Annotated in this window: 15 protein-coding genes; 7 read left to right on the top strand and 8 right to left on the bottom strand. The window is 59.8% G+C overall.

Annotated features, from left to right (window positions below; genetic code table 11):
* Positions 1–241 precede the first annotated feature (241 nt).
* Positions 242–1,939 carry an AMP-binding protein gene (locus PMI32_RS08855; protein WP_008031892.1) on the top strand — a complete coding sequence of 566 codons (1,698 nt, stop codon included), beginning with the start codon at positions 242–244 and terminating at the stop codon, positions 1,937–1,939.
* A 58-nt stretch (positions 1,940–1,997) separates the two neighbouring features.
* On the opposite strand, the gene PMI32_RS0128995 is transcribed toward PMI32_RS08855, so the two are convergent.
* The 4 genes from PMI32_RS0128995 to PMI32_RS08870 form a co-directional block, all read right to left on the bottom strand.
* The gene (locus tag PMI32_RS0128995) at positions 1,998–2,198 is read right to left on the bottom strand and encodes a hypothetical protein (RefSeq protein WP_032828949.1); all 201 of its coding nucleotides are present in this window, start codon (positions 2,196–2,198) and stop codon (positions 1,998–2,000) included.
* Between the two features lie 419 nt (positions 2,199–2,617).
* Positions 2,618–3,517, bottom strand: coding sequence for a hydroxymethylglutaryl-CoA lyase (locus tag PMI32_RS08860; RefSeq protein WP_008031890.1), 900 nt, complete (start codon positions 3,515–3,517; stop codon positions 2,618–2,620).
* Positions 3,518–3,644: 127 nt separating this feature from the next.
* Complete coding sequence (locus PMI32_RS08865) at positions 3,645–4,043, bottom strand: MerR family transcriptional regulator (RefSeq protein WP_008031889.1); 399 nt, start codon at positions 4,041–4,043, stop codon at positions 3,645–3,647.
* A 181-nt stretch (positions 4,044–4,224) separates the two neighbouring features.
* Complete coding sequence (locus tag PMI32_RS08870; RefSeq protein WP_008031887.1) at positions 4,225–5,154, bottom strand: LysR family transcriptional regulator; 930 nt, start codon at positions 5,152–5,154, stop codon at positions 4,225–4,227.
* 152 nt (positions 5,155–5,306) lie between these two features.
* Here PMI32_RS08870 and PMI32_RS08875 point away from each other — a divergent pair, with 152 nt between their 5' ends.
* Positions 5,307–6,536: an acyl-CoA dehydrogenase gene (locus PMI32_RS08875; RefSeq protein ID WP_008031886.1), complete on the top strand. Its 1,230-nt coding sequence runs from the start codon at positions 5,307–5,309 to the stop codon at positions 6,534–6,536.
* Positions 6,537–6,660: 124 nt separating this feature from the next.
* Here PMI32_RS08875 and PMI32_RS08880 read toward each other — a convergent pair whose 3' ends face one another.
* Positions 6,661–7,467 carry a TatD family hydrolase gene (locus PMI32_RS08880; protein ID WP_008031883.1) on the bottom strand — a complete coding sequence of 269 codons (807 nt, stop codon included), beginning with the start codon at positions 7,465–7,467 and terminating at the stop codon, positions 6,661–6,663.
* A gap of 234 nt (positions 7,468–7,701) precedes the next feature.
* Between PMI32_RS08880 and PMI32_RS08885 the strand changes: the two genes are divergently transcribed.
* The 3 genes from PMI32_RS08885 (at position 7,702) to PMI32_RS08895 (ending at position 10,219) form a co-directional block, all read left to right on the top strand.
* Positions 7,702–9,123: an MltF family protein gene (locus tag PMI32_RS08885; protein WP_008031881.1), complete on the top strand. Its 1,422-nt coding sequence runs from the start codon at positions 7,702–7,704 to the stop codon at positions 9,121–9,123.
* Positions 9,124–9,228: 105 nt separating this feature from the next.
* The gene (locus PMI32_RS08890) at positions 9,229–9,663 is read left to right on the top strand and encodes a DoxX family protein (protein ID WP_008031879.1); all 435 of its coding nucleotides are present in this window, start codon (positions 9,229–9,231) and stop codon (positions 9,661–9,663) included.
* Positions 9,664–9,910: 247 nt separating this feature from the next.
* A complete protein-coding gene (locus PMI32_RS08895; RefSeq protein ID WP_008031878.1) occupies positions 9,911–10,219 on the top strand; it encodes a hypothetical protein in 309 nt (102 codons plus the stop codon).
* A gap of 3 nt (positions 10,220–10,222) precedes the next feature.
* Here PMI32_RS08895 and greB read toward each other — a convergent pair whose 3' ends face one another.
* The 3 genes from greB to PMI32_RS08910 are packed head-to-tail and all read right to left on the bottom strand — an operon-like array spanning position 10,223 to position 13,942.
* Positions 10,223–10,720, bottom strand: a complete 498-nt coding sequence (gene greB, locus PMI32_RS08900; protein ID WP_008031876.1) for a transcription elongation factor GreB — start codon at positions 10,718–10,720, stop codon at positions 10,223–10,225.
* 34 nt (positions 10,721–10,754) lie between these two features.
* Positions 10,755–13,259 carry an ABC transporter permease gene (locus tag PMI32_RS08905; RefSeq protein WP_008031875.1) on the bottom strand — a complete coding sequence of 835 codons (2,505 nt, stop codon included), beginning with the start codon at positions 13,257–13,259 and terminating at the stop codon, positions 10,755–10,757.
* Positions 13,259–13,942, bottom strand: coding sequence for an ABC transporter ATP-binding protein (locus PMI32_RS08910; RefSeq protein WP_008031873.1), 684 nt, complete (start codon positions 13,940–13,942; stop codon positions 13,259–13,261). Before PMI32_RS08910 ends, PMI32_RS08905 begins: the two co-directional genes overlap by 1 nt.
* Positions 13,943–13,952: 10 nt before the next feature.
* On the opposite strand from PMI32_RS08910, the gene PMI32_RS08915 reads away from it, so the two are divergent.
* Together PMI32_RS08915 and PMI32_RS08920 are read left to right on the top strand one after the other, a co-directional pair.
* Positions 13,953–14,558: an arylesterase gene (locus PMI32_RS08915; RefSeq protein ID WP_008031871.1), complete on the top strand. Its 606-nt coding sequence runs from the start codon at positions 13,953–13,955 to the stop codon at positions 14,556–14,558.
* Positions 14,559–14,614: 56 nt separating this feature from the next.
* Positions 14,615–14,908: a hypothetical protein gene (locus PMI32_RS08920; protein ID WP_003226812.1), complete on the top strand. Its 294-nt coding sequence runs from the start codon at positions 14,615–14,617 to the stop codon at positions 14,906–14,908.
* The last annotated feature ends 172 nt before the right edge of the window (positions 14,909–15,080 follow it).

The following is a 15,080-nucleotide window of genomic DNA, read 5'->3' as shown; positions in this document are numbered from 1 at the left end:
CTTTACGTTAACGTAAGCCTGTGACGAATGGCTGTCAATCACCCTTTACGTTAACGTCAACTTGAGCGAGAGTAGAGCCAGTTCAAGATAGAAAGCGGACCCAACTTGTAGGAGCGATGCTTGCTCGCGAAAGCGTCAGATCAGTCGACATAAATGTTGAATGTAGAGGCCTCTTCGCGAGCAAGCATCGCTCCTTCAGGTATCCGTTGGTAGCCCATTAATAAAGACAATAGGGGTCGTCATGGATCAACCCAGTGCAAGCCCGCAGCGCAGCTATACCCGTGGTTCTCAGGAAAAAGCCTTGTTGGCGATGACCATCGGTCAGGCATTTGATAACACCGTCGCGCAGTATCCGACGGGCGAGGCGCTGGTCGTGCGCCATCAACAGTTGCGCTACACCTGGCAGCAACTGTCCGACGCCGTGGACCTTCATGCCCGGGCACTGCTCGCGCTGGGGTTGCAGAGCGGTGATCGGCTCGGCATCTGGGCGCCGAATTGCGCGCAGTGGTGCATCAGCCAGTTCGCCAGCGCGAAGATCGGCGTGATCCTGGTCAACATCAACCCGGCGTATCGCAGCTCGGAACTCGAATACGTGTTGAAGCAGTCAGGCTGCAAATGGCTGGTCTGCGCGGGCGCGTTCAAGACCTCCAATTACCACGGCATGCTGCAAGGCCTGGTGCCCGAGCTGGCAGAACAATCCATCGGCCAGTTGCAGAGCGAGCGTCTGCCGGACTTGCGCGGCGTGATCAGCCTGGATGCGCAGCCGCCATCAGGTTTTCTGCCGTGGTCGCAACTGAGCGATCTTGCAGCGGGTGTATCCAGCGAGCAGTTACGCGAGCGGGGCGACAGCCTGCATTTCGACCAGGCCGTGAACATTCAGTACACCTCCGGCACCACCGGTTTTCCGAAGGGCGCGACCCTCAGCCACTACAACATTCTCAACAACGGTTACATGGTGGGCGAAAGCCTCGGCCTGACCGCCAATGATCGGCTGGTGATCCCGGTGCCGCTGTATCACTGCTTCGGCATGGTCATGGGCAACCTCGGCTGCATCACCCACGGCAGCACCATGATTTACCCTAACGACGCCTTCGATCCGCTGCTGACCCTGACCACCGTCGCCGAAGAAAAGGCCACCGCACTGTATGGCGTACCGACCATGTTCATCGCCATGCTCGATCAGCCGCAACGTGCGCAATTCGATCTGTCGAGCCTGCGTACCGGGATCATGGCCGGCGCGACCTGTCCGATCGAAGTGATGCGTCGGGTGATCAGCGAAATGCACATGAACGAAGTGCAGATTGCCTATGGCATGACGGAAACAAGTCCGGTGTCGTTGCAGACCGGTCCTTCAGACGAACTGGAATTGCGCGTCACCACGGTCGGACGCACCCAGCCGCAACTTGAAAGCAAAATCATCGACGAGGCGGGCAACCTGGTACCTCGCGGCACCATCGGCGAACTCTGCACCCGTGGTTACAGCGTGATGCTCGGCTACTGGAACAACCCGCAAGGCACCGCCGAGGCCATCGATCAGGCCGGCTGGATGCACACCGGTGATCTGGCGAGCATGAATGATGAAGGCTACGTGTGCATTGCCGGACGCAACAAGGACATGATCATCCGTGGCGGTGAGAATATTTACCCGCGGGAACTGGAAGAATTCTTCTTCACTCACCCGGCCGTAGCGGACGTGCAAGTGATCGGCATCCCGTGTTCGCGTTATGGCGAAGAGATCGTCGCCTGGATCAAATTCCACCCCGGTCACAGTGCCACCGAACAAGAACTGCAAACCTGGTGCAAGGAGCGCATCGCGCACTTCAAGACACCGCGCTACTTCAAGTTTGTGGAAGAGTTTCCGATGACGGTGACCGGCAAGATCCAGAAATTCCGGATGCGCGAGATCAGCATCGCGGAATTGCGCATCAACAAGGCGTGACAAATTTCCCCTTGTGGGAGCCAGCCTGCTGGCGATAGCGGAGTGTCAGTCAACATAACTATGTCTGAACCACCGCAATCGCCAGCAGGCTGGCTCCCACAGGGGCGATGGTGAAAACCTGAATCGCAGAAAGCACAAAGGGGAGCCGAAGCTCCCCTTTAATTTTTCGTTGCGCATGCTCTTTTTTTATTATTGAGGGGCGGTCTGTTTTTGTTTTTGGCAACCGTGACCCTTTACCGCTGTTTTTGTCGATCCCCATCCGGGATCAAGAGCAAACGTATTTTTTTGAGCGCTGATCTACTTTTTCGCTAAGCGATCCAACCAGTTCGGGAGCTACCTGAAGGTAGTTTTATTGTTCTCTGCCCGGTTGCGGGTTACTCCGAAAAGCACCCTGAAAAGCACACCTTCTCCAAAAAAATCTGTTAGCTGCGTCTCTGCCGTGTTGTTCTTGTTATGTCAGAGTCGTTACGTCTTATTTTTATTGGTTTGCTGCTTTTTATTCTTGTTATGCCATAGAGATAGCAGAAGCCGTGCCAACTTTTAAAAACCTTTTAAAATCAACAGCTTGATTTTTTGTAGGATTTTTCGCTCAGGTAAACCCCTACAATTTGTTTCCGTGTTACTCGCTTATCCCCCACGTTCCAGACGCAGCGGTAACACCTGGACACATCAGCACACTTACTGCGCGCTGCGTGCCTTGGCCACGCGCGAACCGGTTGGGCGCCCCAGCACTGTGCAAATCTGCTGACCGGCCAGAATCAAGGCGTCCAGGTCGATACCTGTTTCGATGCCGAGGCCATTGAGCAGGTAAACCACGTCTTCGGTGGCGACGTTACCGCTGGCGCCTTTGGCGTAGGGGCAGCCGCCGAGGCCGGCGATGGAGCTGTCAAACACCGAGATGCCTTCGAGCAGGCTGGCATAGATGTTGGTCATGGCCTGGCCGTAGGTGTCGTGGAAGTGCCCGGCCAGTTTCTCCCGTGGCACGTCGGCCGAAACCACTTCGAACATCTTGCGCGTCGCGCCCGCCGTGCCAGTGCCGATGGTGTCCCCCAGCGAGACTTCGTAGCAGCCCATGGCATAGAGCTCGCGGGCGACCTGGGCAACTTGCTCGGGTTTGACGTGACCTTCATAAGGACAGCCCAGCACACAGGACACGTAACCACGAACGGTGACGCCGTGTTGTCTGGCGGCTTCCATGATCGGCGCAAAACGCTCCAGGCTTTCGCTGATCGAGCAATTGATGTTGCGCTGGGAAAACGCTTCGGACGCTGCGGCGAACACTGCGACTTCCTTGACCCCGGCGGCGATCGCATCTTCGAAGCCGCGCAGGTTGGGGGCGAGGGCGCCGTAGGTCACGCCTGGTTTGCGCTGGATTTGCGCGAAAACTTCGGCGGATCCGGCCATCTGCGGCACCCATTTGGGCGAAACGAAACTGCCGACTTCTATATAGCCGAGGCCCGCGGCCGTGAGTGCGTCGACCAGTTGCACCTTATCGGCAACGCTGATCGGTTGAGCTTCGTTTTGCAGACCGTCGCGAGGGCCGACTTCGACCAGGCGTACGTGGGAAGGAAGGGACATGGGAATCGACCTTTGTTGATTATCTGAATGCCGAATGAACCCTGTAGGAGCAAGCTTGCTCGCGATTGCGGTAGCACCTTCAACATAGATGTCGACTGACGCGACGCCATCGCTGGCAAGCCAGCTCCTACAGGACCGGCTGGCTTTTCATCGTCTGTTCCAGCGCCTGGGTGCAGCGCTCCTGTGCGGTGTCCAGTTCCAGCTTCATCTGCTCGATGTCGAGCATCTGCTGCTCCAACTGTTCGCGGCGCTCGGCGATTTTGCTCAGCATGGTTTGCAGCTGTTTCTGATTGCCGCCAGTGGGGTCGTAGAGCTCGATCAGCTCGCGGCATTCGGCGAGTGAGAAGCCAATGCGCTTGCCCCGCAGGATCAGTTTCAGGCTGACCTTGTCACGGGGTGAATAGATGCGTTCCTGGCCGCGTCGTTCGGGGCTGAGCAAGCCTTGCTCTTCATAGAAGCGAATGGCCCGCGTGGTGATGTCGAGCTCGCGGGCGAGGTCGGAAATGCTATAGGTCTGGCTGCTCATGGAAGCGCTCAAAAAAAGGTCATGGCGCTAAGCTAATGGCAGGTTGACGTTTACGTCAAGGGGCGGGGTTTTTCATCGTCATTGCGGGCCTCTTCGCGGGCAAGCCTCGCTCCTACAAGTACTGTGTAAATCCTGTAGGAGCGAGGCTTGCCCGCGAAGAACGATAACCCGGTGTAATGCCCTACACCTTATCGAGCTTCTTCTCATGCGCCGTCACCTGCTGGCACAACTCGATCATCTGCTCGCGCATCCAGCGGTTGGCCGGGTCCTGGTCGGTGCTTTCGTGCCAGTAAAGGTGAGTTTCCACCGGCGGCACATCGTTGACCGGCAGGTTCACCGAATACAAATCATGGCGGCGGGCGAAGCGCTCCGGCACGGTCATGACCATGTCGGTCTGCTGCAATACCTGCGATGCCATCAAGTAATGCTGGGAGCGCAGGGCAATCTTGCGCTGGATGCCCATCTTGCCTAGAGCCAGGTCGACATGGCCCAGACCACTGCGGCGGCTGGAAATATGGATGTGCGTCAGTGACAGATAGTCATCGAGGGTGAATTTCTCCTTGGTCGCCAGCGGATGGCCCTTGCGCATGGCGCACACGTAACGGTCTTCCATCAACTTGACGTGACGCACTTGCGGGTCGGTGTTGAGCGGCGCGTCCACCGCAAAGTCGAGTCGCCCGGCCGCCAGTTCCTTGGTGGTCTCGCGGCGCTTGGACAGAAAGCTTTCGATGATCACCGTCGGCGCCAGGCGGCGCAGGCGCTGGAACAGTGGCGGCAGGATCACCGCTTCGGTGAGGTCGGTCATGCTGATGCGGTACGTCTTGACCGCCTGCAACGGGTTGAAGATGCGGCTTTCCTGCACCGACACCCGCAGCAGCGAGAGGGCGTTGCGCACCGGGCCGATGATGTTTTGCGCCATCGGCGTTGGCACCATGCCTTGGGCCGTACGCACGAACAAAGGATCGTTGAACGTCTCGCGCAGGCGGGCCAGAGCGTTCGAAACAGCCGGTTGAGTAATGCCGACAATCTGTCCGGCGCGGGTCAGGTTGGCTTCGGTGTAGATCGCGTCGAAGACGATGAAAAGGTTGAGGTCGACCTTGCTCAGATTCATTGCGCTGCACTCTTATTGTTGGTTCTCAATCAGCCGATCATATATCGGTGATGAATGTTAATACACGCCGAGAATAGGCTAGGTAAATTTTCGTAGCTGTTCTAGCATCGATTGCATGACCTAAACAACCTCCCCCCAGAAGGTAGCTGCTCATGGATTTCGCTTATTCGCCCAAGGTGCAAGAACTGCGTGAGCGCGTGACCGCGTTCATGGACACCTACGTTTATCCCGCCGAAGCCGTGTTCGAGCGCCAGGTTGCCGAGGGCGACCGCTGGCAGCCGACTGCGATCATGGAAGAACTGAAACTCAAGGCCAAGGCTGAAGGCCTGTGGAATTTGTTTCTGCCTGAGTCCGAACTCGGCGCCGGCCTGACCAACCTCGAATACGCGCCATTGGCAGAGATCATGGGCCGCTCGCTGCTGGGGCCTGAGCCGTTCAACTGCTCGGCGCCCGACACCGGCAACATGGAAGTGCTGGTGCGCTACGCCAACGAAGAACAGAAACAACGCTGGCTCGAACCGCTGCTACGCGGCGAGATCCGCTCGGCGTTCGCCATGACCGAACCTGACGTGGCTTCGTCCGACGCCACCAACATGGCCGCCCGCGCCGTGCGTGACGGTGATGAGTGGGTGATCAACGGCAAAAAGTGGTGGACCTCGGGTGCCTGCGATCCACGCTGCAAGATTCTGATCTTCATGGGCCTGAGCAATCCTGATGCGCCACGCCACGCCCAGCACTCGATGATTCTGGTGCCGGTGGATGCACCGGGCGTGAAGATCGTTCGTCCGCTGCCGGTGTTCGGTTACGACGATGCGCCTCACGGTCACGCCGAAGTGCTGTTCGAAAACGTCCGCGTGCCGTACGAAAACGTCCTGTTGGGCGAAGGACGCGGCTTCGAAATCGCCCAGGGTCGCCTTGGCCCGGGCCGGATTCACCACTGCATGCGTTCGATCGGCATGGCTGAGCGTGCGCTGGAACTGATGTGCAAACGCTCGGTGAATCGCACTGCGTTCGGCAAACCCCTGGCGCGCCTGGGCGGTAACATCGACAAAATCGCCGACTCGCGGATGGAGATCGACATGGCGCGCCTGCTGACCTTGAAAGCGGCGTACATGATGGACACCGTCGGCAACAAAGTGGCGAAAAGCGAAATCGCGCAGATCAAGGTGGTGGCACCGAACGTGGCGTTGCGCGTCATCGACCGGGCGATCCAGATCCATGGCGGGGCAGGGGTTTCCAACGATTTCCCGCTGGCCTACATGTATGCGATGCAGCGCACGCTGCGCCTGGCCGACGGCCCGGATGAAGTGCACCGTGCGGCGATCGGCAAGTTCGAGATCGGCAAGTATGTGCCAAAGGAAATGATGCGCAGCAGCCACTGAGTGTCACCCCTCTGTAGGAGCGAGCCTGCTCGCGATGGTCGCCAACGATAACGCGTGTTTATTGGATAAACACGGTGTTCATTAGTCCATCGCGAGCGGGCTCGCTCCTACAGTTGATTGCGTTTCAGTCGATCACCGGCAGCCCAAAAAAAGCCCGCGCACAGGCAGTGCTATGGGCCGCCAGCTCTTCCTCGCTTTCCCCGCGATGCAACGCCACTTCCCGCAACACTTCAGTCAGGTACGCCGGTTCGTTGCGGCCATTTTTCGGCTTTGGCCGCAAGCTGCGCGGCAGCAGATACGGTGCATCGCTCTCCAGCATCAACCGCCCGCGTTTGATTTCTTTCACCAGCGGATGTAAATGCGTGCCCCGACGCTCGTCGCAGATCCAGCCGGTGATGCCGATGTGCAAGTCCAGGTCGAGGTAGCTGAACAGCGCCTTCTTTTCGCCGGTGAAACAATGCACCACGGCGGCCGGCAATTGGTCGCGGTAATCGCGCAGGATTTCCAGCAAGCGCTGACTGGCATCACGTTCGTGAAGAAACACCGGCAGTTGCAGATCGACCGCCATCGCCAAGTGTTCTTCGAGGACTTTTTCCTGTTGCGGACGCGGCGAGAAATCGCGATTGAAATCCAGCCCGCATTCACCCACCGCCACTACGTTCGGCTCTTTGAGCAAACTGCGCAGACGCTGGGCGCTGTCGGCGTTCCAGTCGATGGCTGCGTGAGGGTGAATGCCGGCGGTGGCGAACAGCCGTTGCGCTGTGTCATCCAATTGTCGGCACAGCTCCAGCGCCTGTTCGCTGCCTTCGACATTGGTGCCGGTGAGCACCAATTGGCAGACTCCGGCGGCATAGGCGCGGTCGAGTACAGCCTGGTGTTTGTCGGCAAAACTGGGGTTGGTCAGGTTGACGCCGATATCGATGAGTTGCATGGTGCTACCTCGGACCAAAGGCCGGAAAGCATATCAGAGCTGTAGATTTATAAGAAAAGCCAAGAACTACAACGAGTTAAAGCTGTCTTTTGATGCCGCGAGACAAGCTGGGGTGGTCAGCATGCCATCACTGTGCCAGTCTTTCGCACTTTGCCAGCGCTCAAGGCGCTCTGTTTCTGTCGTTCGATTTCAAACATTTTTTGAAATTGGCCCAGTATTCTTTCCGGAGAGTGGATGACACGTCCCTCGATTTTGTTACTGCTGTGTGGTTCGTTGCTGCTGCCGATGCCGGCGGTTGCGCGGCTGGCCGGCCCGCTGCAAGCCGTGCCGGCGGCCCAGGTGCGTGACCTGCAGGAAATCCGCAGCAGCCGTGTGTTGAAGGTGCTGGTCAACCAGAGCCGCAACAGCTCCGGCGAAGTACAGGGCCAGGCCATCGGCGTCGAATACCATCGCTTGCGTGCCTTCGAGCAATACCTCAATGGCCATGCCCGTGACGGTCAGGAAGTTACGCTCAAGATCATTCCCAAAGCCAAGGATCAACTGCTCGGCGCGTTGCAGCGCGGGGAGGGGGATCTGGTTGCACCGGGCGAGTTGCTCGATCTGCAACCGGGCTACGCCGTCAGCACCAGCGAACCGATTGCCAGCGACATTCCTCTGGTCCTGGTCGGAATCAAGGGCGAGAAACGCTACACCCGCCTCGAACAACTGTCCGGTAAAACCCTGGCGCTACCCACCGGCAGCGCCGCCGGGGACGCGATCAGTCAGATCAATCAAAAACTTGCCTTGCACAAACTGGCACCAGTGAAGATCGAGTGGGTCGATCCGAGCCTGGCGGTCGAAGACGTGCTGGAAATGGTTCAGGGCGGGATTTTTCACCTGACCATCGTCGAGCAGCCGATTGCCGAGCGCTGGGGCAAGATCCTGCCCAAACTGCGTTTCGATCGGCAGGTGCTGATCAGCGAGCCGGGGGAAGAATTCTGGTTCGTACGCCGCGATGCCTCGATGCTGCGGGCGAGCATCGATCGCTTCCTGCTCGGGTACAAAAAGCCTTCGGATCAGGACGCGGCGTTCCTGCGCATCTATCGTCGTCTCTATCAAGTGCATTACCCACTGGCCAAGACTGATCGCCAGCGCCTGGAAAAACTTCGACCGGTACTGCAGAAACACGCCGATGCCCAAGGCATGGATTGGTTGAATCTGGCGGCATTGGCCTTCAAGGAGTCCGCGTTGCAACCCCGCGCACGAAGCGGCGGTGGCCCCACTGGCCTGATGCAGATCACTCCGTCCGCGGCCCAGCGGGTAGGGGTCAATAACATTCAGGACCTCGATGCCAATGTGCAGGCCGGGGCCAAATACCTGGCGATGATCCGCTGCAAGTTTTTTGCCAGCCCCAAACTCAACGAGCGTGAGCGTATGGCGTTCGTGCTGGCGGCTTACAACATCGGGCCGGAGCGGGTTCAGGGCATGCGCGCCGAGGCGCGTCGGCGAGGCTTGAATCCCAATCAATGGTTCTTCCAGGTCGAGCGCATCGCCATGGAGCAGGTGGGAATGGGACCTGTCAGCTATGTTAATAGCGTGAACAAGTATTACTTGGCGTTCGATCGGGAGCGGGAGTCGTTGGAGCCCCAGGGGCAGAAAGTAGCCTTAAGGAAGTGATCGAATAAACTGATTGTTATGGCGAAAAATTTGCGCTTTTAGCATTTAATTTATTGATTAATATAGCGGCCAACCAACACACAAACACACAATGGATGACACAGCATGAGCTCACTGATCAACAAGGTACTGTTTACCCGCGCTGGCTACGGCCTGACTGTCCTGCGGATCTTCGTCGGCATCATCTTCGCGGCTCACGGCTCGCAGAAACTCTTCGGCGCTTTCGGCGGCTACGGTCTGGCGGGCACCGCGCAGTACATGGAAAGCATCGGCCTGGCACCGGGTTACCTGATGGCCACGTTGGCCGGTGGTACCGAGTTCTTCGCCGGTCTGGCCTTGATCATCGGCTTGCTGGTCCGCCCTGCGGCACTCGGCCTGACGTTCCTTTCGCTGGTCGCCATCTTCAGCGTGCATATCAGCAACGGTCTGTTCATGGCCAACAACGGTTATGAATTCGCCCTGGCCCTGCTGGGTGGCAGCATCGCGGTGCTGTTCGAAGGCGCCGGCAAGCTGTCGGTTGATCGCGCCATCGCTGGTTGATCGCTCTGGCTCAACGAAAAGGCCCGCATTGCGCGGGCCTTTTTTGTTGTGCGTCATTCTTGACACTGTCCGGTCAGCTTCTCTAGGATGCTGCCATGCGCCGATTTAAACAGCTACTTGCGGGGCGCCAGGTGACTCATTCAGTTGCCGATAGAAGCTTGAAACAGGCTTCGAAATACCGCTAAAGCGCTGGTTCGGTGTTGCCTCTCACCTGCCATGCAGACTTTTGAGGCAGAGACACGACACGATGAATGCACTAAACCCCGTTGTACGCCCCGCGCCGATCACGGCACATCTGACCCAGCGCAATCCAAAAATCCTGCTTGGCGGCAAACATCAGCCGACGCTCCTGCGTTACCTCGATGGTTGGCCACGTCGCACCGGTGGACCCGCAGCTTTCCTGATCCAGTTTGTCGAAGACGGTGAGTCACTGGCGCGTTTTGCCAGCGACAGTTTCGACCTGGCGGTGATTCAGTCGCCCGCCCTCGAAGACGCGCCAGAGATGATCAGGCAACTGACCCGCGTCGCCCGGCAAGGGCTGATCACCCGCCGTTAAGGCTTATGGGTAATCAATCGCCACGATATACACGCACTGTTCGCCGGTAGGCGTCTGGACCCGAACTTCGGCGTCCAGTGCCTTGCCGATCAGGGCGCGTGCCAGCGGTGAGTCGATGCTGATCAGGCCCAGTTTCAAGTCCAGTTCATCCGGCCCGACGATGCGGTAGCGCGACTCCTTGCCGTCCTCGTCTTCGATGGTGACCCAGGCCCCGAAGTAGACTTTGTTCGGATCGCTGGGCTTTTCGCTGACCACCTTGAGCGCTTCCAGCCGTTTGGTGAGAAAGCGCACGCGACTGTCGATTTCGCGCAGCATCTTTTTGCCGTAGGTGTATTCGGCGTTCTCGGAGCGATCACCCTGCGCCGCGGCCTCGCTGACCGATTGCGTGACCTGCGGTCGGCGCACATGCCAGAGTTCATGGAACTCGGCCCGCATCCGCGCTTCACCTTCAGGGGTGATCAGCGCGGTGCCAGCGGTGCGGGGAGGGCGATAACGGCTCATGGCAACTTCTTGTGGTTGAGAAGGGTTGAGTCTATCAACCCTCGCGCAAGACTGTCAGGGGGCTGGCGTTCAAGGCACGCCGGGTGCCAAACACGCCGGCACCGCCGATCAGCACGGCGCCGATCAGGGGCAACACCAACAGCCACGGATGCGGGTGCCATGGCAAGTCGAAGGCGTAACGGTACAGCACCAGGCTCACCAGCTCCGAGCCCAGTGCCGCCAGCAACCCGCTGACCGCGCCAAGCAGGCCGAACTCGATCCGTCGGGCCTTGACCAGCAACTGGCGCTCGGCCCCCAGTGCTCGCAGCAATGCGCCTTGGCGAATGCGTTCATCCAGCGTGGCTTGCAGACCCGAGAACAACACCGCCATCCCCGCCGCCAACACAAACAACAACACGTACTCCACCGCCAGGGTGACCTGGGCGAGGATGCTGCGCAGCTGCGCCAGCAAGGCTTCGACTTGCAGAATGGTCACCGCCGGGAAGGCGCGGGACAGGTCAACGATCTGCTGGTCGTGGCCCGCCGCCAGATAGAAACTGGTCAGGTAGGTCGCTGGCAGATCCTTCAATGTGCCGGGCTGGAAAATCATGAAGAAGTTCGGCTGGAAGTTGTCCCAGTTGATCTCACGCAGGCTGGTGACCTTCGCTTCGCGATTGACCCCGCCGACAGTAAAGACCAAGTGATCGCCGAGCTTGAGCTTCAGGCTCTCGGCGACCTTGCCTTCCACCGACACGCCGGGAGCGTCGTCCGGGGCCTGATCGCCCCACCAGTTGCCGGCGGTGAGTTTGTTGCCAGCCGGCAGGTCTGCCGCCCAGGTCAGGCTGAGGTCGCGCTGAATCGCCCGATCACCGGCCGAGTCCTTGCTGACGATGTCCTGCACCGGTTCGCCATTGATGCTGATCAATCGCCCCGGCACCACTGGATACAACGGCGCCGATTGTGCCGACAGTTCGATCAGGCGATCGGTGAATGCCTGTTTTTCCGCTGGCAGGATGTTCAGCGCGAAGTAATTCGGCGCGTTTTTCGGCAACTGGTTTTGCCAGGTGTCCAGCAATTCGCCGCGCAGCAAAGCGATCAGCGCCATGGACAGCAGGATCAGACCGAAGGCCAGCGATTGGCCGGCTGCCGCCAGTGGATGACGCAGCAGTTGACCCAGGCCGAGACGCCACGGCAACGAAGCGCGCGCGAGCATTCGGCGCAGGCTCTTCAGTAGCAGCAACAGCAAACCGCCCAACACCAGCGCCGCGATCACGCCGCCGCCGAGCAGGGCGAAGGTCAGTACCAAATCCAGGCTCAGGCGCCACATGATCAGCCCGAGAGCGCCCAGTGCTGCGCCGTAGACCATCCAGGTGCTGGAAGGAATCGGCAGCATGTCGCGGCGCAATACGCGCAATGGCGGGACCCGCCCCAATGCAGCCAGTGGCGGCAAGGCAAAACCGGCCAGCGCTACCAGTCCGGTGCCGATCCCGGCGATGGCCGGAAGCAGGCCGCCCGGTGGAACATCGGTCGGCAACAAATCATGCAGCAGCGCGAACAACCCGAGTTGCGCCAGCCAGCCGAGCAAGGCGCCGCTGATGCTGGCCAGCAGTCCGAGAATCGTCAGCTGCAAACTGAACAGCACCATGGTTTCCCGACGGGACAGCCCGAGGCAACGCAAAAGTGCACTGGCATCGAAGCGGCGGGTGGCGAAGCGCGTCGCCGACAATGCCACTGCGACACCGGATAATAGCACCGCCACCAGACTCGCCATGTTCAAGTAGCGCTCGGCTTTGCCCAGTGCGCCGCCGATCTGCCGGTTGCCATCGCGGGCGTCTTGAATGCGTTGATTGGCGGCGAGGCCGGGTTTGATCAATTGACGGTAGGTTTCCAGCGCTTCGGGCTTGCCGCGCCAGAGTTCGCGGTAGCTGACGCGGCTGCCGGGTTGCACCACGCCGGTCGCCGTGAGATCGCTGAGGTTGATCAGCACCCGTGGCGTCAGGCTGTAGAAATTGCCGGCACGATCCGGTTCATAGGTCAGTACGCGCGCCAGTTTCAGGGTGCGCATGCCGACGTCGATGCTGTCGCCGATCTTCAAGTCCAACGCGGTCAGCAGTCGTGCTTCAACCCAGGCTTCGCCGGATTTCGGTCCGCCTCCGGATTCTTCCGCAGCGAAGGGCGCTGCGGCGCTTTTCAGCTCGCCGCGCAGTGGATAGACGTCGTCGGCGGCCTTGATGCTGGACAGCTGAATGCCATTGTCGGTGGCGATTACGCTGGAGAACTCCACCACCTGCGCATGTTCGAGGCCCAGATCCGTGCCGCTTTTGATCTGTTCGGGTCGCGCCGGAGAACTGCCTTCGAGCAGCAGGTCGGCGCCGAGAAACTCGGTGGCGCGCAGCATCATGGCGCCATTCAGGCGGGCGCCGAAGTAACCGATGGCGGTACTCGCCGCCACCGCTACCAGCAAAGCGAAGAACAACACCCGCAACTCGCCGGCGCGGGCATCGCGCAGCAGTTGGCGGATGGCGAGACTGAACAGGCGCAACAGCGGCAGGCGTGCCATCAAGGCTCCAGAGGGGCGACCAGCAGGCCGGCTTCAAGGCGGATCAGGCGCCGGCAACGATGTGCCAGGCGTTCATCGTGGGTCACCAGCACCAGGGTCGTGCCGCGTTCCTTGTTCAGTTCGAACAACAGATCGCTGATGCGCTCGCCGGTGTGGCTGTCGAGGTTGCCGGTGGGTTCGTCGGCGAACAGCACATCGGGCTCGGCGGCAAACGCACGGGCAATCGCCACACGTTGCTGCTCGCCACCGGAGAGCTGGCGGGGCGAGTGGGTCAGGCGCTGGCCCAGACCGACCCGTCGCAGCAATTCGGTGGCGCGCTCACGGGCGTCTTTGCGGCCATCGAGTTCCAGCGGCAGCATGACGTTTTCCAGGGCGTTGAGGCTGTCGAGCAATTGGAATGATTGAAAGACAAAACCGACGTGTTCGGCGCGAATGCGTGCGCGTTGGTCTTCATCGAGATTGCTCAGGCCCTGGCCTGCGAGGGTGACTTCACCGCTGCTCGGCAAGTCGAGGCCGGCGAGCAGGCCGAGGAGGGTGGATTTCCCCGAGCCGGACGCGCCGACGATGGCCAGGCTGTCGCCCTTGTTCAGTTCCAGGCTGAGTTCGTGCAGGATAGTCAGATCACCTTCCGCGCTGGGAACCACTTTGCTGAGGTCCTTCGCGGTGAGAATGCTTGCGCCCATGGAGAATCCGATGCGAGTGTGGTTTTTGAGTGCTGGCCTGGCCTTGATGTGCATGGCCCAGAACGCAGCGGCGGGTACTGTCCTGATCGTTGGCGATAGTATCAGCGCCGGTTTCGGACTGGATACCCGCGAGGGGTGGGTGTCGCTGCTTGAGCAACGGCTCAAGCGCGAAGGTTTTGACGATAAGGTGGTCAATGCGTCCATCAGCGGCGACACCAGCGCCGGAGGCCGGGCGCGCCTGCCTGCGCTGCTTGCAGAGCATAAACCGGAGTTGGTGATCCTCGAGTTGGGCGGCAATGACGGGCTGCGCGGAATGCTGCCAACACAATTGCAACAAAACCTTGCGGCGATGATCAACAGCTCCAAGGCCAGCGGTGCCAAAGTGCTACTACTCGGCATGCAACTGCCACCCAACTACGGTGCGCGCTACAACAAGGTCTTCGCTGAGGCTTTCAGCAACGTCGCCGCCGAGAAAAAAATCCCGCTGGTGCCGTTTTTCCTCGAGGGCGTGGGCGGGCATCCTGAGCTGATGCAGTCAGACGGCCTGCACCCGACTGCGGGCGCTCAGGACAAGTTGCTGGAAAATGTCTGGCCGACACTGAAACCGCTGCTTTGACGCTTTTCTAGCGGCGGTGTTTCGGCTAAGGTGGCGCCCCCGATTTGGAGCCCCCGATGCCGCGTCCCGCCTGGTCACTTTTTGCCTATCAACTGATCGAGCCTGACGAACAGCTGGATCTGTTCGCCTGCCAGGAAGTGCGGGTACATCTGGTGACCCGTCAGCTGGAGCTGGGCGGCTCGGCCGATCGCACCTTGTGCGGCAGCCTGCTGCCCGCGCAACCGCGCTGGTCGAGCGTTGATCGCCGGGTGTTCCAGGACCAGCGGCTGTGTTCGTTGTGCCGGGCCATTCTGGAGTCGCAAAAGCGCGGTACTTCGCCGATCTGGCCGGAGCTGCGATTCGAGCTTTGATGGCTTGATGTGGGGTTGGGTTGGGTTGGGTTGGGGGCATATCCGGTTTTGCGGTACGGCCACTTATGGTTTCGCCCTTACGGCGAGTCACTTTGGAAAAGCCCCAAAGTAACCAAAGCGCTCTTGCCCCTTTCGTTCGGTGCCTCGCTAAGGCTCGACATGCCCTCGCTCC

Source organism: Pseudomonas sp. GM60, assembly GCF_000282415.1.
GTDB classification, from domain to species: Bacteria; Pseudomonadota; Gammaproteobacteria; order Pseudomonadales; family Pseudomonadaceae; genus Aquipseudomonas; species Aquipseudomonas migulae.
Note: the sequence above shows the minus strand (reverse complement) of the source record. Positions and strands in the feature narration are given on the sequence as shown.